Source organism: Streptomyces sp. NPDC001502 (assembly GCF_042894785.1).
GTDB classification, from domain to species: Bacteria; Actinomycetota; Actinomycetes; order Streptomycetales; family Streptomycetaceae; genus Streptomyces; species Streptomyces kutzneri.
The window spans coordinates 126289-142623 of sequence record NZ_JBIAVW010000010.1 but is presented as its reverse complement, the minus strand read 5'-3'; the positions used below and the strand labels follow the sequence as shown (position 1 = coordinate 142623).

Genomic DNA, 16335 nt, shown 5'->3' with positions numbered 1-16335 from the left:
ACCTCAGCCCTCCAGCAGGACCAGATCGTCCCGGTGGACGACCTCCCGCTCGTACGCGGGTCCGAGTTCCCGCGCGAGCTCGCGAGTGGAGCGGCCGAGGAGCTGCGGGAGCTCCTTGGCGTCGAAGTTGACCAGGCCCCGGGCCACGGCGCGGCCGTCCGCGGCGCGCAGTTCCACGGGGTCCCCGGCGACGAAGTCGCCCTCGACCGCCGCGATCCCTGCGGGCAGCAGCGAGCTGCCGCGCTCGGTGACCGCGCGGACGGCGCCGTCGTCCAGGACCAGATGCCCCTGGGGGGTCGACGCGTGCTGGAGCCAGAGCAGCCGGTCCGCCGAGCGGCGCCCGGTGGCGTGGAACAGCGTGCCCGTCCCCCGTCCGGCGAGGGCGTCGGCGGCCTGGCTCGCGGAGGTCAGCACCACGGGGATCCCGGCGGCGGCCGCGATCCGGGCCGCCTCGACCTTGGTGACCATGCCGCCGGTGCCCACGCCCGCCTTGCCGGCGCTGCCGATGGAGACGTGCGCGATGTCCTCGGGCCCGCGGACCTCTTCGATGCGCGTGGTGCCCGCCTGGGACGGGTCGCCGTCGTAGAGGCCGTCCACGTCCGAGAGGAGGACGAGGAGGTCGGCGCGGACGAGGTGGGCGACGAGGGCCGCCAGCCGGTCGTTGTCGCCGAAGCGGATCTCGTCCGTGGCGACGGTGTCGTTCTCGTTGACGACGGGGAGGGCGCCCATGGCGAGCAGCTGGTCGAGGGTGCGGTAGGCGTTGCGGTAGTGGGCGCGGCGGCTGGTGTCGTCGGTGGTGAGCAGCACCTGGCCGACGCGGACGCCGTACCGGGCGAAGGAGGCGGTGTAGCGGGCGACGAGCAGGCCCTGGCCGACGCTCGCGGCGGCCTGCTGCCGGGCTAGGTCCTTGGGCCTGCGGCGCAGGCCGAGCGGGGAGAGTCCGGCGGCGATGGCTCCGCTGGAGACGAGGACGATCTCCTTCTCGCCTCCGCTGCGAGCCTTGGCGAGAACGTCGACGAGCGCGTCCACCCGGTCGGCGTCGAGTCCGCCGGCCGCGGTGGTCAGGGAGGAGGAGCCGACCTTGACCACGATCCTGCGGGCGTCCACGACACCTTGCCTAGCCGCTGACACGTCTGTCCCCTTGCCCCTTGCCGAAATGCCTGTCGCCGAGATGCCTGCCGTCTCAATCTACGGGGTGGGCGCGCGGGGCTGCTCGGGGGTTTCAGACCCTGGACGAGGACCCCGCCTCCACGGGAGCGGCCTCCTCGGCCCGGGCGGCACCCGGGACGAGGATCTTGCGCGAGAGCAGGAAGGTGAACGGGATGGCGACGACCGCCGCGACCAGCGGGGCGATACGGGTGTCCATTCCGGCCCAGGTCACCAGCGCGTAGAGGCCGACCGACTGGATGACGAAGTTGGTGATGTTCGTCAGCGGGAAGAGGAAGAACTTCTTCCAGGTCGGCCGGGTCCGGTAGGTGAAGTAGGTGTTCATGAAGAACGAGCCGACCATCGCCAGGACGAAGGCGAGCGAGTAGGCGGCGAAGTACGGCATCCACGGGTGCAGGAGCAGGTAGATGACGAAGAAGGTGCCGGTGTTGACCCCGCCCACGAGGGCGAATCGGAACACCTGGCCGAGCTGGTCCTTGCGGCTCATCGGGCGCTGCGCTCCACGATCGTAGGCTCTGCGACCGGGGCCGCCGGCCGGTCATCGGTCCGCGGGAGCGGCTGTGCTCCGTGCGATTCCTTCACCAGGAAGTGCGGCCTGCGCTTGGCCTCGTAGTAGATGCGGCCGATGTACTCGCCGATCAGGCCCAGCATGATCAACTGTACGCCGCCGAGACCGGTGATGATGGCCACGAGGGTGACGTACCCCGGGGACTCGACGCCGTTGGTGATCGCCATGATCGTGATCCACAGGGCGTACAGACCGGTCAGGGCGACCAGCGACACGCCGAACCAGATTCCGATCCGCAGCGGCTTGTTGTTGAAGGAGATCAGGCCGTCCATGCCGTAGTTCAGCAGGGCGCCGAACTTCCACTTCGTCTCGCCGGCCTCGCGCTGCGCGTTGCGGTAGTCGAAGTGGACGGTGTCGAAGCCGATCCAGGAGAACAGTCCCTTGGAGAAGCGGTTGTACTCCGGCAGCGACAGCAGCGCGTCCACGGCCGCGCGCGAGAGCATGCGGAAGTCGCCGACGCCGTCGGTGAGCTCCACGTCGACCCAGCGGTTGACGCCCCGGTAGTAGAGGCTGCTGAGGGCGGAGCGGAGTTTCTTGTCACCCTCGCGCGTGCGGCGGGCGATGATCTGGTCGTGTCCCTGCCGGTAGTGCTCCAGCATGGTCGCGATGAGCTCCGGCGGGTGCTGGAGGTCCGCATCCATGATCACTACGGCGTCGCCCGTGGCCTCGCGCAGGCCGGCGAGCATGCCGGCCTCCTTGCCGAAGTTCCGGCTGAAGGAGACGTAACGGGTCTGCTCGCCGTGTTCGGCGGCGATCTTCCGGAGCTTGTCGAGGGTGCCGTCGCGGCTTCCGTCGTCGACGTAGCAGATCTCGTACTCGACGGGGAGGGCGTCCAGAACCCTTCGGATCTCCACATCGAAGCTGTCGATGACGGCTTCTTCGTTGAAGCAGGGGACAACTACGGACAGCTTCGTCATGAACACTTCCTGCTGGATCCGAACGGGTGATTGTCGGCGGCCGGACCCGCCTCTCACCTCTTCCTTAGAAGTATGCACGGCGAGGGTCGGACGGGAGTCGGACTGCGGGAGTCGCGGGCGGCACACGGTAGCGTGGACGAGATAAGCGGAATCAGCTGAACGTAACGAAACGAAGGGATCGAGGTGCACGTGCCCGACGTCTCCGTGGTCGTCATCGTCTACAACGACGCAGAGCGTCTGCCGACAGCAGTCCGGTCGGTTCTGGACCAGACCCTGCACAGCGTCGAAGTCGTGATCGTCGACGACTGCAGCAAGGACCGCTCGTACGCGGTCGCCCAGGAACTGGAATCCGCACATCCGGGAAGAGTGCGCGCCTTCCAGCTGCCGGAGAACAGCGGCGGCTGCGGTGCGCCGCGCAACCACGGCATCCAGCAGGCCACCGGAACGTACGTGATGTTCCTCGACAGCGACGACGTGCTGGAGCGCAACGCCTGCCGGAACATGCTGGACGCCGCCGAGCGGACCGGCTCCGACCTGGTCGCGGGCATGTGCGTACGCGTGCACCTCGACAACCGGTGGGGCAAGACCACCGAGTGGTACCCCTGGATCTACTCGCGCACCCGCACCCTGGAATCGATCACCGAGTACCCCGACCTGCTGGTCTACGACACCCTCTCCACGAACAAGTGCTACCGGCGCGCGTTCCTGCTGGAGCAGGGCCTGGAGTTCCCGGTCGGCATCCACTACGAGGACCTGCTGTTCTCCGCGCAGGCCTACGTGGCCGCCCGCCGCATCACGCTGATCCCGAACCACGTCTACTTCTGGAACGTGGTCGAGAAGGCCGCGGCCCTGTCGATCAGCAACCGGCGTCACGAGATCGCGAACTTCGTCCACCGGATGGAGATCCACCGCCGCGTCGACCGCCTGCTGGCCGAAAAGGGCCACACGGACATCAAGTCCGCGAAGGACGCCAAGTTCCTCAAGCACGACCTCGTGCTGCACCTGCGCGACCTGCCGCTGCTGAGCGACGAGTACCGCCAGGAGTTCGCCCGCCTCGCCAACGGCTATCTCGCGGGAATCGATCCGGCCGCGTACGAGAACGTCACCTACCTCCAGGCGATCTGCGCCTACCTGCTGGGCAAGGAGGACTGGGACAACCTGCTCCCGGCCGCCGACGCCATGACCAACAAGGGCCGGCTCACCTCCCCGCTCGCCGAGCGTGACGGCCGCGTCTACTGGTGTGCACAGCACATCGACGGTCCCGACGGTGCCGAGGCCCGCCGGATACTGGACGTCACGGAGCAGGCCTTCCACACCACGCCGCTCACCTCCCTCACCCTGGGCAACCGGCTCACCTCCTACGAGGACGACGGCCGCGGCACGGTCACCATGTCCGGCTCCCTCGTGAACCCGCTGGGCCGCATCCCGGCCGACGCGGCGCTGAAGGCCACGCTCGAATTCCGGGCCCGCCGGCAGATCGGCGTGCGCTCCTTCAGCTTCCCGGTGGAATCCGTCCGCCACGCCGGTGACACGATCGAGTGGACCGGCACCGCCGACGTCGCGAGCACGGTCCGCCCGCTCGGCATCATCGACGCCGTCTGGGACGTCCGCCTCAAGCTGACCGCGGGCGGCGAACGGATCACCACCCGCGTCGCGATCGGCGGGGTCGACCTGGAGTCGGCGGCCCGGCTGCGCGTGCGCCCGCGCCTGACCCGGCTGGTCTCCGACCGCTTCGGGCCGGAGATGACCAAGAAGGGCAACCTCAGCTACGTGCTGAGCGCCGAGGGCGCCGCCGCCGTCCGCACCCAGTCGCTGATCAACAACGCCATACAGGGCAAGGCGGCCGGCGTGGTCAAGCGGGGCCTGCGCAAGGCACTGCGGGCCCGCCGCAACATCGGCTCCGGCGAGCAGAAGGTGAAGATCTACCACGAGGTCTTCTCGAAGCTGCCGATCAAGAAGGGCACGGTCGTCTTCGAGAGCCACATGGGCAAGCAGTACAGCGACAGCCCGAAGGCGATCTACGAGGAGCTGGTCCGCCAGGGCGCGCCGTTCGAGGCGATCTGGTCGTACGCGGGCGCCAAGCCCACCGGCTTCCCCAAGGAAGCCACCCTGGTCAAGCGCTGGAGCTGGCCGTACCTGCGCGCCCTCGCCCAGGCCGAGTACTGGGTCGACAACCAGGGCTTCCCGCTGGCGCTGGCCAAGCGCCCGGGGACCACGTACATCCAGACCTGGCACGGCTCGGCGCTCAAGCGGATGGGCTTCCACGAGCCCCGGACCAAGGCGCAGGGCCGGGCCGGCCAGGCCCGATTCCAGGCGGCCGTCAACCGCTTCGACCACTTCCTGATCCGCTCCGAGCACGACACCCGCACCCTCGCCAAGGGCTTCCGGCTGCGTGACGAGGTGCTGCTGCGCACGGGCTACCCGCGCAACGACGCCCTCGTCGAGGCGCACCGGACCGAGTCGAACAGCGGTGAGCGGGTACGCGGGCCCCTCGCGGGCGAGCTCGGCATCGACCCGGACAAGAAGGTGCTGCTGTACGCGCCGACCTTCCGGGCGGGCGCGGACGGCGCGGTGGAGGGCTTCGCCTTCCCCTTCGACGTGGAGGAGTTCGCGGACCGGCTCGGCGACCGCTTCACGCTGCTGGTGCGGACCCACTACCTCAACAGCGTCTCGCTGCCGCCGTCCGTCGCGGGCCGCGTCATCGACGTGTCCCGGCACCACGACATCACCCCGCTGCTGGCCCTCGCCGACGGTCTGATCACCGACTACTCGTCCGTGATGTTCGACTACGCGGTCCTGGACCGGCCGATGCTGTTCTTCGCGTACGACTACGAGAAGTACGCCACCGACATCCGCGGCACGTACTTCGACCTGAAGGAGAAGGCGCCGGGCCCGGTGGTGGCCACGGCGGACGAACTGCTGCAGGCACTCGCCGCCTTCGAGGAGGCGGACGTCAAGTACGCCCAGGCGCGGCAGCGGTTCCTCGCCGAGTTCGGCGAGTACGACCGCGGGGACGCGGCCCGCCAGATCGTAGAGAAGTTCTTCACCAGGAGCGGCAAGTGAGCCAGCAGACCGCCACCCCGGGCGGCCGTGACATCTTCATCGTCTCCAACAACGTCGACGAGATCGGCGGCGTGACCACCTGGTCGCACCAGATGGCCCGGCAGTTCACCGACCGCGGCCACCGGGTGCACATCGTGGGCATCGCCCCGGTCGCCGACGACATCCGGCAGAAGCTGCCGCAGGGCCTGCCGTACGAGATGACCACCCTCTACGACGCGCACCCGCCGTCGGCCCGCCGGCTGCGCGGGATCAAGGGCCGGCTGAACGCGCCCGAGCGGCGCCGCCAGGCGGCCCGGCGGGCGCAGATGCGGGTCAAGGCCGAGCAGCTCGGCGAGCTGCTGCGGGCAGCCCGTCCGGGCGGTGTCGTCATCGTCACCCAGGTCTGGGCGATGGAGTGGGTGGCGCTGGCCGACACCAAGGGGCTCACCGTCATCGGGATGAGCCACGAGTCGTTCGAGGCCAGCCAGAAGTCCACCCGCGGGGAGCGGGTCCGCCGCTTCTACCCGCAGGTCGACCGGCTGCTGGTGCTGACCGCCGAGGACGCGGACCTGTGGATCCGGGCGGGCATGGAGAACGTGGGGAGCATGCCGAACCCGCTGCCCTTCATGCCCGACTCCCCCGCGCCGCGCACGGAGAAGGTCGTGGCGTGCGTCGGCCGCCTCGCCTTCGAGAAGGGCGTCGACCTGCTGCTCGACACCTGGGCGGACGTCGCGCCGCACCACCCCGACTGGACCCTGCGGATCTACGGGGCGGGCGCGGAGGAGGCGACGCTGAAGGCGCACTGCACCTCGCTGGGCCTGGACGACTCCGTGGAGTGGATGGGCAGCACCGACGACGTGCTGGGCGCCCTGCGCGGAGCCTCGGTCTTCGCCCAGGCCTCACGGGCCGAGGGCTTCCCGATCACGCTGCTGGAGGCGATGGCGGCGGGCGTGCCGGCGGCCGCCTTCGACTGTGCGCCGGGCGTCCGGGAGATCGTCGAGCACGGCGAGGACGGGCTGCTGGCCCGGCTGGGCAACACGATGGAGCTGGCCGGGCACCTGCGCGAGCTGATGTCCGACCCTGAGCTGCGCGACCGGCTCGGGGACAACGCCTTCCACGCGGTGCAGCGCTACTCCAGCCCCGAGATCACCGACCGGTGGGAAGAGCTGTTCTCCTTCCTGGAGCGCTGACCGCACCCTGCACGGCACCGATGTGAGGCAGCCCGCCCCGGACACTCCCGGGGCGGGCTGCTTCACTCACGGCACATGCGGTTCGATTGCGGCCGGTCAGGCCTTGTGGACGTCCCGGTGGGCGTCCTTGCGGGCCACCTTGTTGGCCTCCCAGCCCGCCCAGGCGGAGGTGACCATCTCACGGACGTCGTGCCGGGCCTTCCAGCCCAGCTCCCCGGTGATCTTGTCGGCCGAGGCCACGACCTTCGCCGGGTCGCCGGGGCGGCGCGGGCTGATCACGGGGGCGATGTCGTGCCCGGTGTTCTTGTTCAGGAGCTCGACCATCTCGGCGACGGAGACGCCCTCGCCGCGCCCGATGTTGACGGTGAGGTCCTTGTAGTCGCCGGCCGCGGCCCACTCGGCGAGCTTGCGGGCGGCCGCCACGTGGGCCTCCGCGAGGTCCTCGACGTGGATGTAGTCGCGGATGCAGGTGCCGTCCGGGGTCGGGTAGTCGTCACCGAAGATCTTGGCGCCCTGGCCGGCGTCGTAGCGCTCGAACACCATCGGGACCAGGTTGAAGACGCCGGTGTCGGCGAGCTCGGGGGTCGCGGCGCCCGCCACGTTGAAGTAGCGCAGGCACGCGGTGGAGATGCCGTGCGCCCGGCCCGCGGCGCGCACCAGCCACTCTCCGGCCAGCTTGGTCTCGCCGTAGGGGCTCAGCGGCTTGCACGGGGTGTCCTCGGTGACCAGGTCCACGTCGGGCATGCCGTAGACGGAGGCGGAGGAGGAGAAGAGGAAGTTGCGGATGCCCGCGTCGGCCACGGCCTGGAGCAGGACCGACAGGCCCTGCACGTTCTCGTGGTAGTAGTACATCGGCTTCTCGACGGACTCGCCGACCTGCTTCTTGCCCGCCAGGTGCACCACGCCGGTGATCTTGTGCTTGCGGATGACCTCCTCCACGGCCAGCCGGTCGAGGACGGAGCCGACCACCAGCGGGACGCCTTCCGGTACGCGGTCCTCGTCGCCCGTGGAGAGGTCGTCGAAGACGACGACCTCCTCCCCCGCGAGCCGCATCGCGCGGACGACGTGCGCGCCGATGTATCCGGCGCCACCGGTGATCAGAAACGTCATGTGTGTCTCCTTGGTCCTGTCCGACTTCGGGATGAAGAGCGCGGCGTTGTGCAGGTCTCCGGCCGCGGCCCGGCTACGGGGCCTCAGCCCGCCCCACGGCCCGCCCGGGCCCGGTGGAGGCGGTTGCGCACGAGGTACAGCGCGCCCTCGGCGCCGGGCGCGAGCCGCAGCGCGAGGGCGCCGGCCCCCGTCCGGTAGGGCTGCGCCAGCAGAACACCGTACCGGCTGCTGGGCAGCGCCCGACGGCGAAGCAGTCGGCCCCGGGGGCGCAAGGAGGTGAACACCGAGCTCCCGTCGGCACACCGCACGCCCACCCCCACGTTCCACGCCTGCATCCTGCGCAGCCCCTGGCGCCGGCCCGTGACGGCCACGTCGACGAGACGGAACGGCAGTACGGCGGTCCAGCCGCCGTCGCGGTCGGGCTGCAGCTCGACCGGCTGCGCCAGGACCGCCTCGCCACCCGCACGGGGCAGGAAGCTCAGCTGCGCGGTGACGGGCCCGGCCTCGGCGAGGCGCCCGTACAGGTCGTGCAGGTGGATCCGGACGGCGGCGCGGCCGGCCGGTTCGGCGTCGACGGTGACGGGCAGCTCGCCGACCGGCAGCACGGGCAGACCCGCCAGCTCGACCGGGAGCTCCTCGCTCCACACCGGAATCCCGGTGGGACCGGTCGCGTACGGGGGCAGCAGCCTCGGCGGCTCGGCGGCCAGCCGGGTGAGCCGCTCGACGTCGGCGGGCGGGGTCGCGGTGGCGCGCAGCACGGAGACGATCCAGCGGGCGTGGGCCGCCGCGGACTCGATGTCGGCCTCGGGGAAGGTGTCGACGTACTCGCGGGTCAGGGTCCACCAGGCGGCCTGGTACTCGGGGTCCCGGCCGAGCTCGCGCAGGTACATGCGCAGGTCGTACTCCAGGAACTTCACCCGGCAGGCGCTGCCCAGCACCGGGGAGGCCTCGGCGAGGATCCCGGCGGCCGTGCGGTGGGCCTCGATGCGGGAGCGCCAGTTCCCGACGTCCTTGCGGTCCAGGGAGATCGACACCTGGGCGGCGCTGCGGCGCACGTGCCAGACGTAGACGAGGTCGCCGGTGACGGCGATGCGGGGGGCCGCGGCGAGCACGCGGGCGGTGAAGACGAAGTCCTCGTAGATGAACCGGCCGTCGGGGAAGCGCAGGCCGTGCTCCTGGAGGAAGGCGCGCTCGTACAGCTTGTTGACGCAGAGGGTGTCGCGGACCAGCTCGGGCCGGTCCACCGGCCGCTCGATCACCTCGCCCGGTGTGTGCAGGCCGGGCATCCACGGGACGTCGTGGTGCTGGGGCAGCTCGCGCCGTACCGCCGCGCCCACGGTGACCGGGGCGCGGTGCTCCTCGGCGGTGCGCACCAGGGCGTCGGCGGCCCCCGGCGGCAGGACGTCGTCGCTGTCGAGGAAGAGGACGTAGCGGCCGGAAGCTGCCGCGATCCCGTCGTTGCGCGGGGTACCGCACCCCCCGCTGTTCTCCGTCCGGTGCACGACTTTCAGGCGGGAATGGACGGCCGCCAGTTCGTCCAGCACCCGCGCGGTGCCGTCGGACGAGGCGTCGTTCACCGCGATGACCTCGGCGACCACCGGGCCCTGGGCGAGGGCCGAGGAGACGGCCTCGCCCACGAGCCCGGCGTCGTTGTACGCGATGACCACGACGGAAACGGTGGGGAGGTTGCTGCTGTTCACCCGGAAGATCCTAGGCGACCGACGTAAAGGCGCCTTCAAACCTTCCGGGCACACGTCCCTCGGGAGGGGCTCAGAACGGCCGGAATTCGTCGTATTCCTTCTGCGCCGAGTCCCCGCGCTGGGCTTCCTTGTCCTTGCGGCGGGTGGTGGCCGGACGCGGGGCGTCCAGACGGTGGTCCTCGCCGCGGCGGCCCAGCATCTCGGCGCCGGCCATCACGGTCGGCTCCCAGTCGAAGACGACCGCGTTCTCGTCGGAGCCGATGGCCACGCCGTCGCCGGCACGGGCGCCGGCCTTCTTGAGCGCCTCCTCGACACCGAGGCGGTTGAGGCGGTCGGCCAGGTAGCCGACGGCCTCGTCGTTGTTGAAGTCGGTCTGGCGGACCCAGCGCTCCGGCTTCTCGCCGCGCACGTTGTAGACGTCCTCGACCTCGTCGTAGGTGACGGTGAAGCCGGAGTCGTCCACGGCCTTCGGGCGGATGACGATACGGGTCGCCTCCTCCTTCGGCTTGCGGGCGCGGGCCTTGGCGATGACCTCGGCGAGGAAGTAGGAGAGCTCCTTCAGACCCGTGCGGGCGACCGCGGAGACCTCGAAGACCTTGTAGCCGCGGGCCTCCAGGTCCGGGCGGACCATGTCGGCGAGCTCCTGGCCGTCCGGGATGTCGACCTTGTTGAGGACGACGAGACGCGGACGCTTCTCCAGGCCGCCGCCGTAGAGCCTGAGCTCCTCCTCGATGACGTCGAGGTCGGCGATCGGGTCGCGGTCGGACTCCAGCGTGGCGGTGTCCAGGACGTGCACCAGCACCGAGCAGCGCTCGACGTGGCGCAGGAACTCCAGGCCGAGGCCACGGCCCTGGCTGGCGCCGGGGATCAGACCCGGGACGTCGGCGATCGTGTAGACCGTGGAACCGGCCGTGACGACGCCCAGGTTGGGGACGAGGGTGGTGAAGGGGTAGTCCGCGATCTTCGGCTTGGCCGAGGACAGCACCGAGATCAGCGAGGACTTGCCGGCGCTCGGGAAGCCGACCAGCGCCACGTCGGCGACGGTCTTGAGCTCCAGGACGACGTCGCCGGTGGTGCCGGGGACGCCGAGGAGCGCGAAGCCGGGGGCCTTGCGGCGGGCGGAGGAGAGCGCGGCGTTGCCGAGACCGCCGCGGCCGCCCTCGGCGGCCACGTAGGTGGTGCCCTGGCCGACGAGGTCGGCGAGGACGTTGCCCTCCTTGTCGAGGACGACGGTGCCGTCCGGCACGGGCAGGATCAGGTCCGTGCCGTCCTTGCCGGAGCGGTTGCCGCCCTCGCCGGGCTTGCCGTTGGTGGCCTTGCGGTGGGGGCTGTGGTGGTAGTCCAGCAGCGTGGTGATCGCCTGCTCCACCACCAGGATGACGTCGCCGCCACGGCCGCCGTTTCCGCCGTCGGGGCCGCCGAGCGGCTTGAACTTCTCCCGGTGAACGGAGGCGCAGCCGTGGCCCCCGTTACCCGCGGCGACGTGCAGCTCGACGCGGTCCACGAAGGTGGTCATGGGTGTTCCTCCAGATACATACGGGAATGTCCCGGGCAGGCCTTGCTGCCCATTAAAACGTGGTCTGTATGACAACGCGCCGAGGGCGGATCTCTCTTCCCGGCTTGCGCCGGGAAGAGCTGAGATCCGCCCTCGGGAAGTTACGAACGCTCGATCAGCCGAAGCTGGATCAGGCGGCCGGAACGATGTTGACGACCTTGCGGCCACGGTGCGTGCCGAACTGGACCGAACCGGCCTGCAGCGCGAACAGCGTGTCGTCGCCACCACGACCGACACCCGAACCCGGGTGGAAGTGGGTGCCGCGCTGGCGGACGAGGATCTCACCAGCGGAAACGACCTGACCGCCGAAGCGCTTCACGCCGAGCCGCTGGGCATTGGAGTCGCGCCCGTTCCGGGTGGACGATGCGCCCTTCTTGTGTGCCATGTCTCAGTCCCTCTTACTTCGCAGCCGCGGGGATACCGGTGACCTTGATCGCCGTGTACTGCTGGCGGTGACCCTGGCGACGGCGGTAGCCGGTCTTGTTCTTGTAGCGCAGGATGTCGATCTTGGCGCCCTTGTGGTGGTCCACAATCTCGGCCGTGACCTTGATGCCGGCCAGGACCCACGGGTCGCTGGTCACGGCTTCGCCGTCGACAACGAGCAGGGTCGAGAGCTCGACCGTGTCGCCAACCTTGGCAGTGGAAATCTTGTCAACCTCAACGATGTCGCCGACAGCAACCTTGTGCTGGCGACCACCGCTGCGCACGATGGCGTACACGCGGATCTCTCTCTCACTCGGGACGGATGCTCCTGAAGCCAGCCGCTCAGGCAAGCCCCGCCAAGAAGGCGGAACCGCACCGATCCGGATTGGACGAGCGGCCTCTCGCGCACGACGCTTGCGCGTACGGAACGTGAGGAAGGTGCTCAGGAGCGCGGCGTTCTCTAAGACACGCCGACGGTCTAGGTTACGGGGCCGGTTCCGGAGGGTCAAACCGGGCCCCTACGGCCGTGGGCCCCGCCACTCGGCGGGGCCCACGGACGCGGTGTCACTCAGCGGTGGATCAGGCTTCGGTCGGAGCCGAGACGGACGGGAGCGTCTGCTGCTCCGCCGCCGCGGTCTTCTTCGTCGCCCGCTTCGCCGCGGTCTTCTTGGTCGTGGCCGCCTTCTTGGCCACGGTCTTCTTGGCGGCCGCCGCCTTCTTGGCCGGGGCCTTCTTCGCCGCGGTCGCCTTCTTGGCCGGAGCCTTCCTGGCGGCCTTCTTGGCCGGTGCGGCCTCCTCGGCCACCGGTGCGGCTTCCTCGGCCACCGGCGCGGCCTCGGTCACCGCGGCCTCGACGACCAGCACGGCGGCCTCTGCCGCGCCTGCCGGGGAACCGGCGGGTGCGGTGGCCTTACGGGTGGCACGGCGACGCGGACGGGCCGGAGCGGCCTCCACGACGGGGGCCTCCTCGACCTCGGCGACGACGGCGACCTCGGGCTCGGGCAGGGCGACGGGCTCGGGCTCCGGCACGACGACCGGCTCCGGCTCCGGGGCCACCTCGGCCGCGGGGGCCGGGGCACCCGCCGGGGCGGTGGCCTTACGGGTCGCGCGGCGACGGGTCCGGCCCTTCGGCGCGGCCTCCGGGGCTTCCTCCACGACCTCGGCGGTCTCGACGACCGGTGCGGTCTCGGCGACGAAGTCCGCAGCCGGCTCCAGCACCGTCTCGGCCGGCTCGGTCACCGGCTCGTCCACGACCACGGGGGCCGGGGCCGGGGCGACCGCACCGCGCGGGGCGCCCGCCGGAGCGGTGGCCTTACGGGTGGCGCGGCGCCGGTTGCGGCGGCTGCTGATGCCCGCGGCGGCCTCGGCCTCGGCCGGGCTGCTGTAGAGCTCCTCGTCCGCGACGAACTCCGGCTCGGGCAGGGCGCGCGGCGCGGCGGCCTCGGCAGCCACCTCCGCCTCGGACTCGAAGCTCTCGGTGTCGACCGACTCGACCTCGTGGTCGTGCTGGTCGAACTCGGTGCGGCCACCGCGGCGCTTGGAGCGCTTGCCGTTGCCACCGCCGCCGATCACGGTCGGGGTCTCCATGTGGACGATGACACCGCGGCCGTTGCAGTGGACGCAGGTCTCGGAGAAGGACTCCAGCAGACCCTGGCCCACCCGCTTGCGGGTCATCTGGACCAGGCCCAGCGAGGTGACCTCGGCCACCTGGTGCTTCGTACGGTCGCGGCCCAGGCACTCCAGCATGCGCCGCAGGACCAGGTCGCGGTTGGACTCCAGGACCATGTCGATGAAGTCGATGACGACGATGCCGCCCAGGTCGCGCAGCCGCAGCTGGCGCACGATCTCCTCGGCCGCCTCCAGGTTGTTCCTGGTGACCGTCTCTTCGAGGTTGCCGCCCTGACCGGTGAACTTGCCGGTGTTGACGTCGATGACGATCATCGCCTCGGTCTTGTCGATCACAAGCGAGCCGCCCGAGGGCAGCCACACCTTGCGGTCGAGCGCCTTGGCGAGCTGCTCGTCGATCCGGTACGTCGCGAAGACGTCGACCTCGGAGGTCCAGCGGGACAGCCGGTCGGCCAGGTCCGGGGCCACGTGGTTCACGTAGCCGTGGATGGTCTCCCAGGCGCCGTCGCCGCTGACGATGACCTTCGAGAAGTCCTCGTTGAAGATGTCGCGCACGACGCGGACGGTCATGTCCGGCTCGCCGTACAGCAGGCTCGGCGAAGAGGTCGAGATCTGCTTCGACTTCTTCTGGATGTCCTCCCACTGGGCCTGCAGACGCTCGACGTCGCGGCGCAGCTCGTCCTCGCTCGCGCCCTCGGCGGCGGTGCGCACGATGACGCCCGCGTCCTCGGGGACGATCTTCTTGAGGATGGTCTTCAGACGCGCGCGCTCGGTGTCGGGCAGCTTGCGGCTGATGCCGGTCATCGAGCCCTCGGGCACGTAGACCAGGTAGCGGCCGGGCAGCGAGACCTGGCTGGTCAGGCGGGCGCCCTTGTGGCCGATCGGGTCCTTGGTGACCTGCACCAGGACCGACTGGCCGGACTTGAGGGCGGACTCGATGCGGCGCGGCCCGTTGGCCATGCCGAGCGCCTCGAAGTTGACCTCACCGGCGTACAGGACGGCGTTGCGGCCCTTGCCGATGTCGATGAAGGCGGCCTCCATCGACGGCAGCACGTTCTGGACCTTGCCCAGGTAGACGTTGCCGACGTACGAGGTGGCCTCTTCCTTGTTGACGTAGTGCTCGACGAGCACGTTGTCCTCAAGGACGCCGATCTGGGTGCGCTCGCCGGCCTGGCGGACGACCATGACGCGCTCGACGGCCTCACGGCGGGCCAGGAACTCGGCCTCGGTGATGATCGGCACGCGGCGGCGGCCCTGCTCGCGGCCCTCGCGGCGGCGCTGCTTCTTCGCCTCCAGGCGGGTCGAGCCCTTGATGGACTGGACCTCGTCGGAGGACTCGGCCTTCTCCCGCGCGGGGCGCGGCTCGCGGACCTTGACGACGGTACGCACGCCGTCCTCGTCGCCCGCTTCGGCGGCCTCGGCAGGGCCCTCACCACTGCGGCGGCGACGGCGACGGCGACGACGGCTGGAGCTGGAGCCGAGGGCCTCGTCGGCCTCCTCGTCCTCTTCCTCCTCGGCGTCCCGCTCGGCGGTGTCCTGCTCGGCGGCCTCGGCCTCGGCCTCGTCCTCGGCGGACTCGTCGAGGTCGGAGGCCTCACCGCGACGGCGGCGACGGCCACCGCGACGGCGGCGGCGCGACGGGCGCTCGCCCGACTCGTCGCCCTCTTCGAACTCGCCGGACTCCTCGTCGAGCTCGGCGGCCTCGGCCTCCGGCTCCTCCTCCGCGAGCACCTCGGGAAGGGAGACCGGGGCGGACTCGGCGACCGGAGCGGACTCGGCGGCGCCGCGCCCACGGCGACGGCGGCGGCCGGCGGGCTGCGCGACGGGGGCCGCGGTGACCTCGGCCTCGAACTCGGTCTCCTCTTCCTCCTCGACCTCTTCGGCCGGGGCGGCGGCGCGAGCGGCCGCGGCGGCCATGGCAGCGGTCTCGGGGGTCTGGAACATCGGCTCGGCGAAGACCGGGGCCTGGAAGACGGCGACGGCGGGACGCGCGGCGCGGCGGGCGCGGGCCGGGGCGGCGGACTCGGCGCTCTCGGCGACGGGCTGCGGGGCGGCGGCCGGAGCGGCGGAGCGGGTGGCGCGGCGGCGGCCGCCGCGCTTGGGCGAGTCCACGGCGTCGGCGACGGTCACGGCGCGGGCGGCCTTGGGGGCCTCCTCCACGACGGGCGCGGGCTCGGCGGCGGGAGCCTCGGCGACGGCGGCGGCCTCGGCGGCCGGGGCGGTCACGGCGCGGGTGGCACGGCGACGGGCCCGCGGAGCCGGAGCGGCCGGAGCCTCCTCCTCGACCACGGGCGCGGCCTCGGCCACGGCGGCGGGAGCCTCGGCCACGGCAGCGGCCTCGGCGGCCGGAGCGGTCACGGCACGGGTGGCACGGCGACGGGCACGCGGAGCGGGAGCGGCCGGAGCCTCCTCCTCGACCGCGGGCGCGGGCACCTCGGCGGCCGGAGCCTCGGCCACGGCAGCGGCCTCGGCGGCCGGAGCCGCGACGGCACGGGTGGCACGACGACGGGCACGCGGAGCCGGAGCGGCCGGAGCCTCCTCCTCGACCACGGGCGCGGCCTCGGCGGCGGGAGCCTCCGGGGCGGCGACGGCGCGGGTGGCACGGCGACGGGCACGCGGAGCGGGAGCGGCGGGCTCCTCGGCGACGGGCGCGGCGGCGGCCACCGGCTCGGCGGCCGGGGTCTCGACGACGGCGGCCTCGGCGGCCGGGGTCGCCGGGGCGGCCACGGCACGGGTCGCGCGGCGGCGGGGACGGGCGGGGGCGGCGGCCGGAGCGGCCTCTTCGGCGGGGGCGGCCGGGGCGGCCTCGCTCACCGGGGTCGTCTCGGTGACGGCGCCACCGGGCGGGCCCGCGGGCCGGGAAGCGGCACGGCGGCGGCGACGCGGCGGCAGGTTGTCGCTGGGGCTGCTGTTGTCGGCGCTACCAGCGGAAGTGATGTCGTTTTCGTTGTTGAGCATTGCGGGCGGTTCTCCCGTCACGCTCCCGGGCGCCGCGGCTGACTTCCGGTCCGGCACGGCTCCGCGTAATGAGCGCGGA

At 71.5% G+C, this 16335-nt stretch carries 11 protein-coding genes; 2 read left to right on the top strand and 9 right to left on the bottom strand.

Features of this window, described 5'->3' with window-relative positions; translation table 11 throughout:
- Window positions 1-3: 3 nt before the first annotated feature.
- The 3 genes from proB to ACFY0D_RS19570 all read right to left on the bottom strand — a co-directional run bounded on the left by proB (window position 4) and on the right by ACFY0D_RS19570 (window position 2652).
- Window positions 4-1131, bottom strand: a complete 1128-nt coding sequence (gene proB / locus ACFY0D_RS19580; protein ID WP_351149584.1) for a glutamate 5-kinase — start codon at window positions 1129-1131, stop codon at window positions 4-6.
- A gap of 91 nt (window positions 1132-1222) precedes the next feature.
- Complete coding sequence (locus ACFY0D_RS19575) at window positions 1223-1654, bottom strand: GtrA family protein (RefSeq protein WP_301371200.1); 432 nt, start codon at window positions 1652-1654, stop codon at window positions 1223-1225.
- Window positions 1651-2652, bottom strand: coding sequence for a glycosyltransferase family 2 protein (locus tag ACFY0D_RS19570; RefSeq protein ID WP_390799442.1), 1002 nt, complete (start codon window positions 2650-2652; stop codon window positions 1651-1653). Before ACFY0D_RS19570 ends, ACFY0D_RS19575 begins: the two co-directional genes overlap by 4 nt.
- Before the next feature lie 183 nt (window positions 2653-2835).
- Here ACFY0D_RS19570 and ACFY0D_RS19565 point away from each other — a divergent pair, with 183 nt between their 5' ends.
- The gene (locus ACFY0D_RS19565; protein WP_390799441.1) at window positions 2836-5715 is read left to right on the top strand and encodes a CDP-glycerol glycerophosphotransferase family protein; all 2880 of its coding nucleotides are present in this window, start codon (window positions 2836-2838) and stop codon (window positions 5713-5715) included.
- Entirely contained in the window at window positions 5712-6884 is a 1173-nt protein-coding gene (locus ACFY0D_RS19560; RefSeq protein WP_390799440.1) for a glycosyltransferase, read from the top strand. Before ACFY0D_RS19565 ends, ACFY0D_RS19560 begins: the two co-directional genes overlap by 4 nt.
- A gap of 96 nt (window positions 6885-6980) precedes the next feature.
- Here ACFY0D_RS19560 and galE read toward each other — a convergent pair whose 3' ends face one another.
- The 6 genes from galE to ACFY0D_RS19530 form a co-directional block, all read right to left on the bottom strand.
- The gene (gene galE, locus ACFY0D_RS19555) at window positions 6981-7994 is read right to left on the bottom strand and encodes a UDP-glucose 4-epimerase GalE (RefSeq protein WP_390799439.1); all 1014 of its coding nucleotides are present in this window, start codon (window positions 7992-7994) and stop codon (window positions 6981-6983) included.
- Window positions 7995-8077: 83 nt separating this feature from the next.
- The gene (locus tag ACFY0D_RS19550; RefSeq protein ID WP_390799438.1) at window positions 8078-9694 is read right to left on the bottom strand and encodes a glycosyltransferase family 2 protein; all 1617 of its coding nucleotides are present in this window, start codon (window positions 9692-9694) and stop codon (window positions 8078-8080) included.
- Between the two features lie 70 nt (window positions 9695-9764).
- Window positions 9765-11210, bottom strand: coding sequence for a GTPase ObgE (gene obgE, locus ACFY0D_RS19545; protein ID WP_301371189.1), 1446 nt, complete (start codon window positions 11208-11210; stop codon window positions 9765-9767).
- Window positions 11211-11379: 169 nt separating this feature from the next.
- Entirely contained in the window at window positions 11380-11634 is a 255-nt protein-coding gene (gene rpmA, locus ACFY0D_RS19540; RefSeq protein ID WP_030840805.1) for a 50S ribosomal protein L27, read from the bottom strand.
- Window positions 11635-11647: 13 nt separating this feature from the next.
- The gene (gene rplU, locus ACFY0D_RS19535) at window positions 11648-11968 is read right to left on the bottom strand and encodes a 50S ribosomal protein L21 (protein ID WP_030384677.1); all 321 of its coding nucleotides are present in this window, start codon (window positions 11966-11968) and stop codon (window positions 11648-11650) included.
- A gap of 283 nt (window positions 11969-12251) precedes the next feature.
- Window positions 12252-16256, bottom strand: a complete 4005-nt coding sequence (locus tag ACFY0D_RS19530) for a ribonuclease E/G (RefSeq protein WP_390799437.1) — start codon at window positions 16254-16256, stop codon at window positions 12252-12254.
- Between the last annotated feature and the right edge of the window lie 79 nt (window positions 16257-16335).

Excerpts from the sequence above, each read along its gene's own strand:
- ACFY0D_RS19575 (WP_301371200.1), bottom strand. The coding sequence starts at position 1,654 with ATGAGCCGCAAGGACCAGCTCGGCCAGGTGTTCCGATTCGCCCTCGTG.
- ACFY0D_RS19570 (WP_390799442.1), bottom strand. The coding sequence starts at position 2,652 with ATGACGAAGCTGTCCGTAGTTGTCCCCTGCTTCAACGAAGAAGCCGTC.
- galE (WP_390799439.1), bottom strand. The coding sequence starts at position 7,994 with ATGACGTTTCTGATCACCGGTGGCGCCGGATACATCGGCGCGCACGTC.
- obgE (WP_301371189.1), bottom strand. The coding sequence starts at position 11,210 with ATGACCACCTTCGTGGACCGCGTCGAGCTGCACGTCGCCGCGGGTAAC.
- rpmA (WP_030840805.1), bottom strand. The coding sequence starts at position 11,634 with ATGGCACACAAGAAGGGCGCATCGTCCACCCGGAACGGGCGCGACTCC.
- ACFY0D_RS19530 (WP_390799437.1), bottom strand. The coding sequence starts at position 16,256 with ATGCTCAACAACGAAAACGACATCACTTCCGCTGGTAGCGCCGACAAC.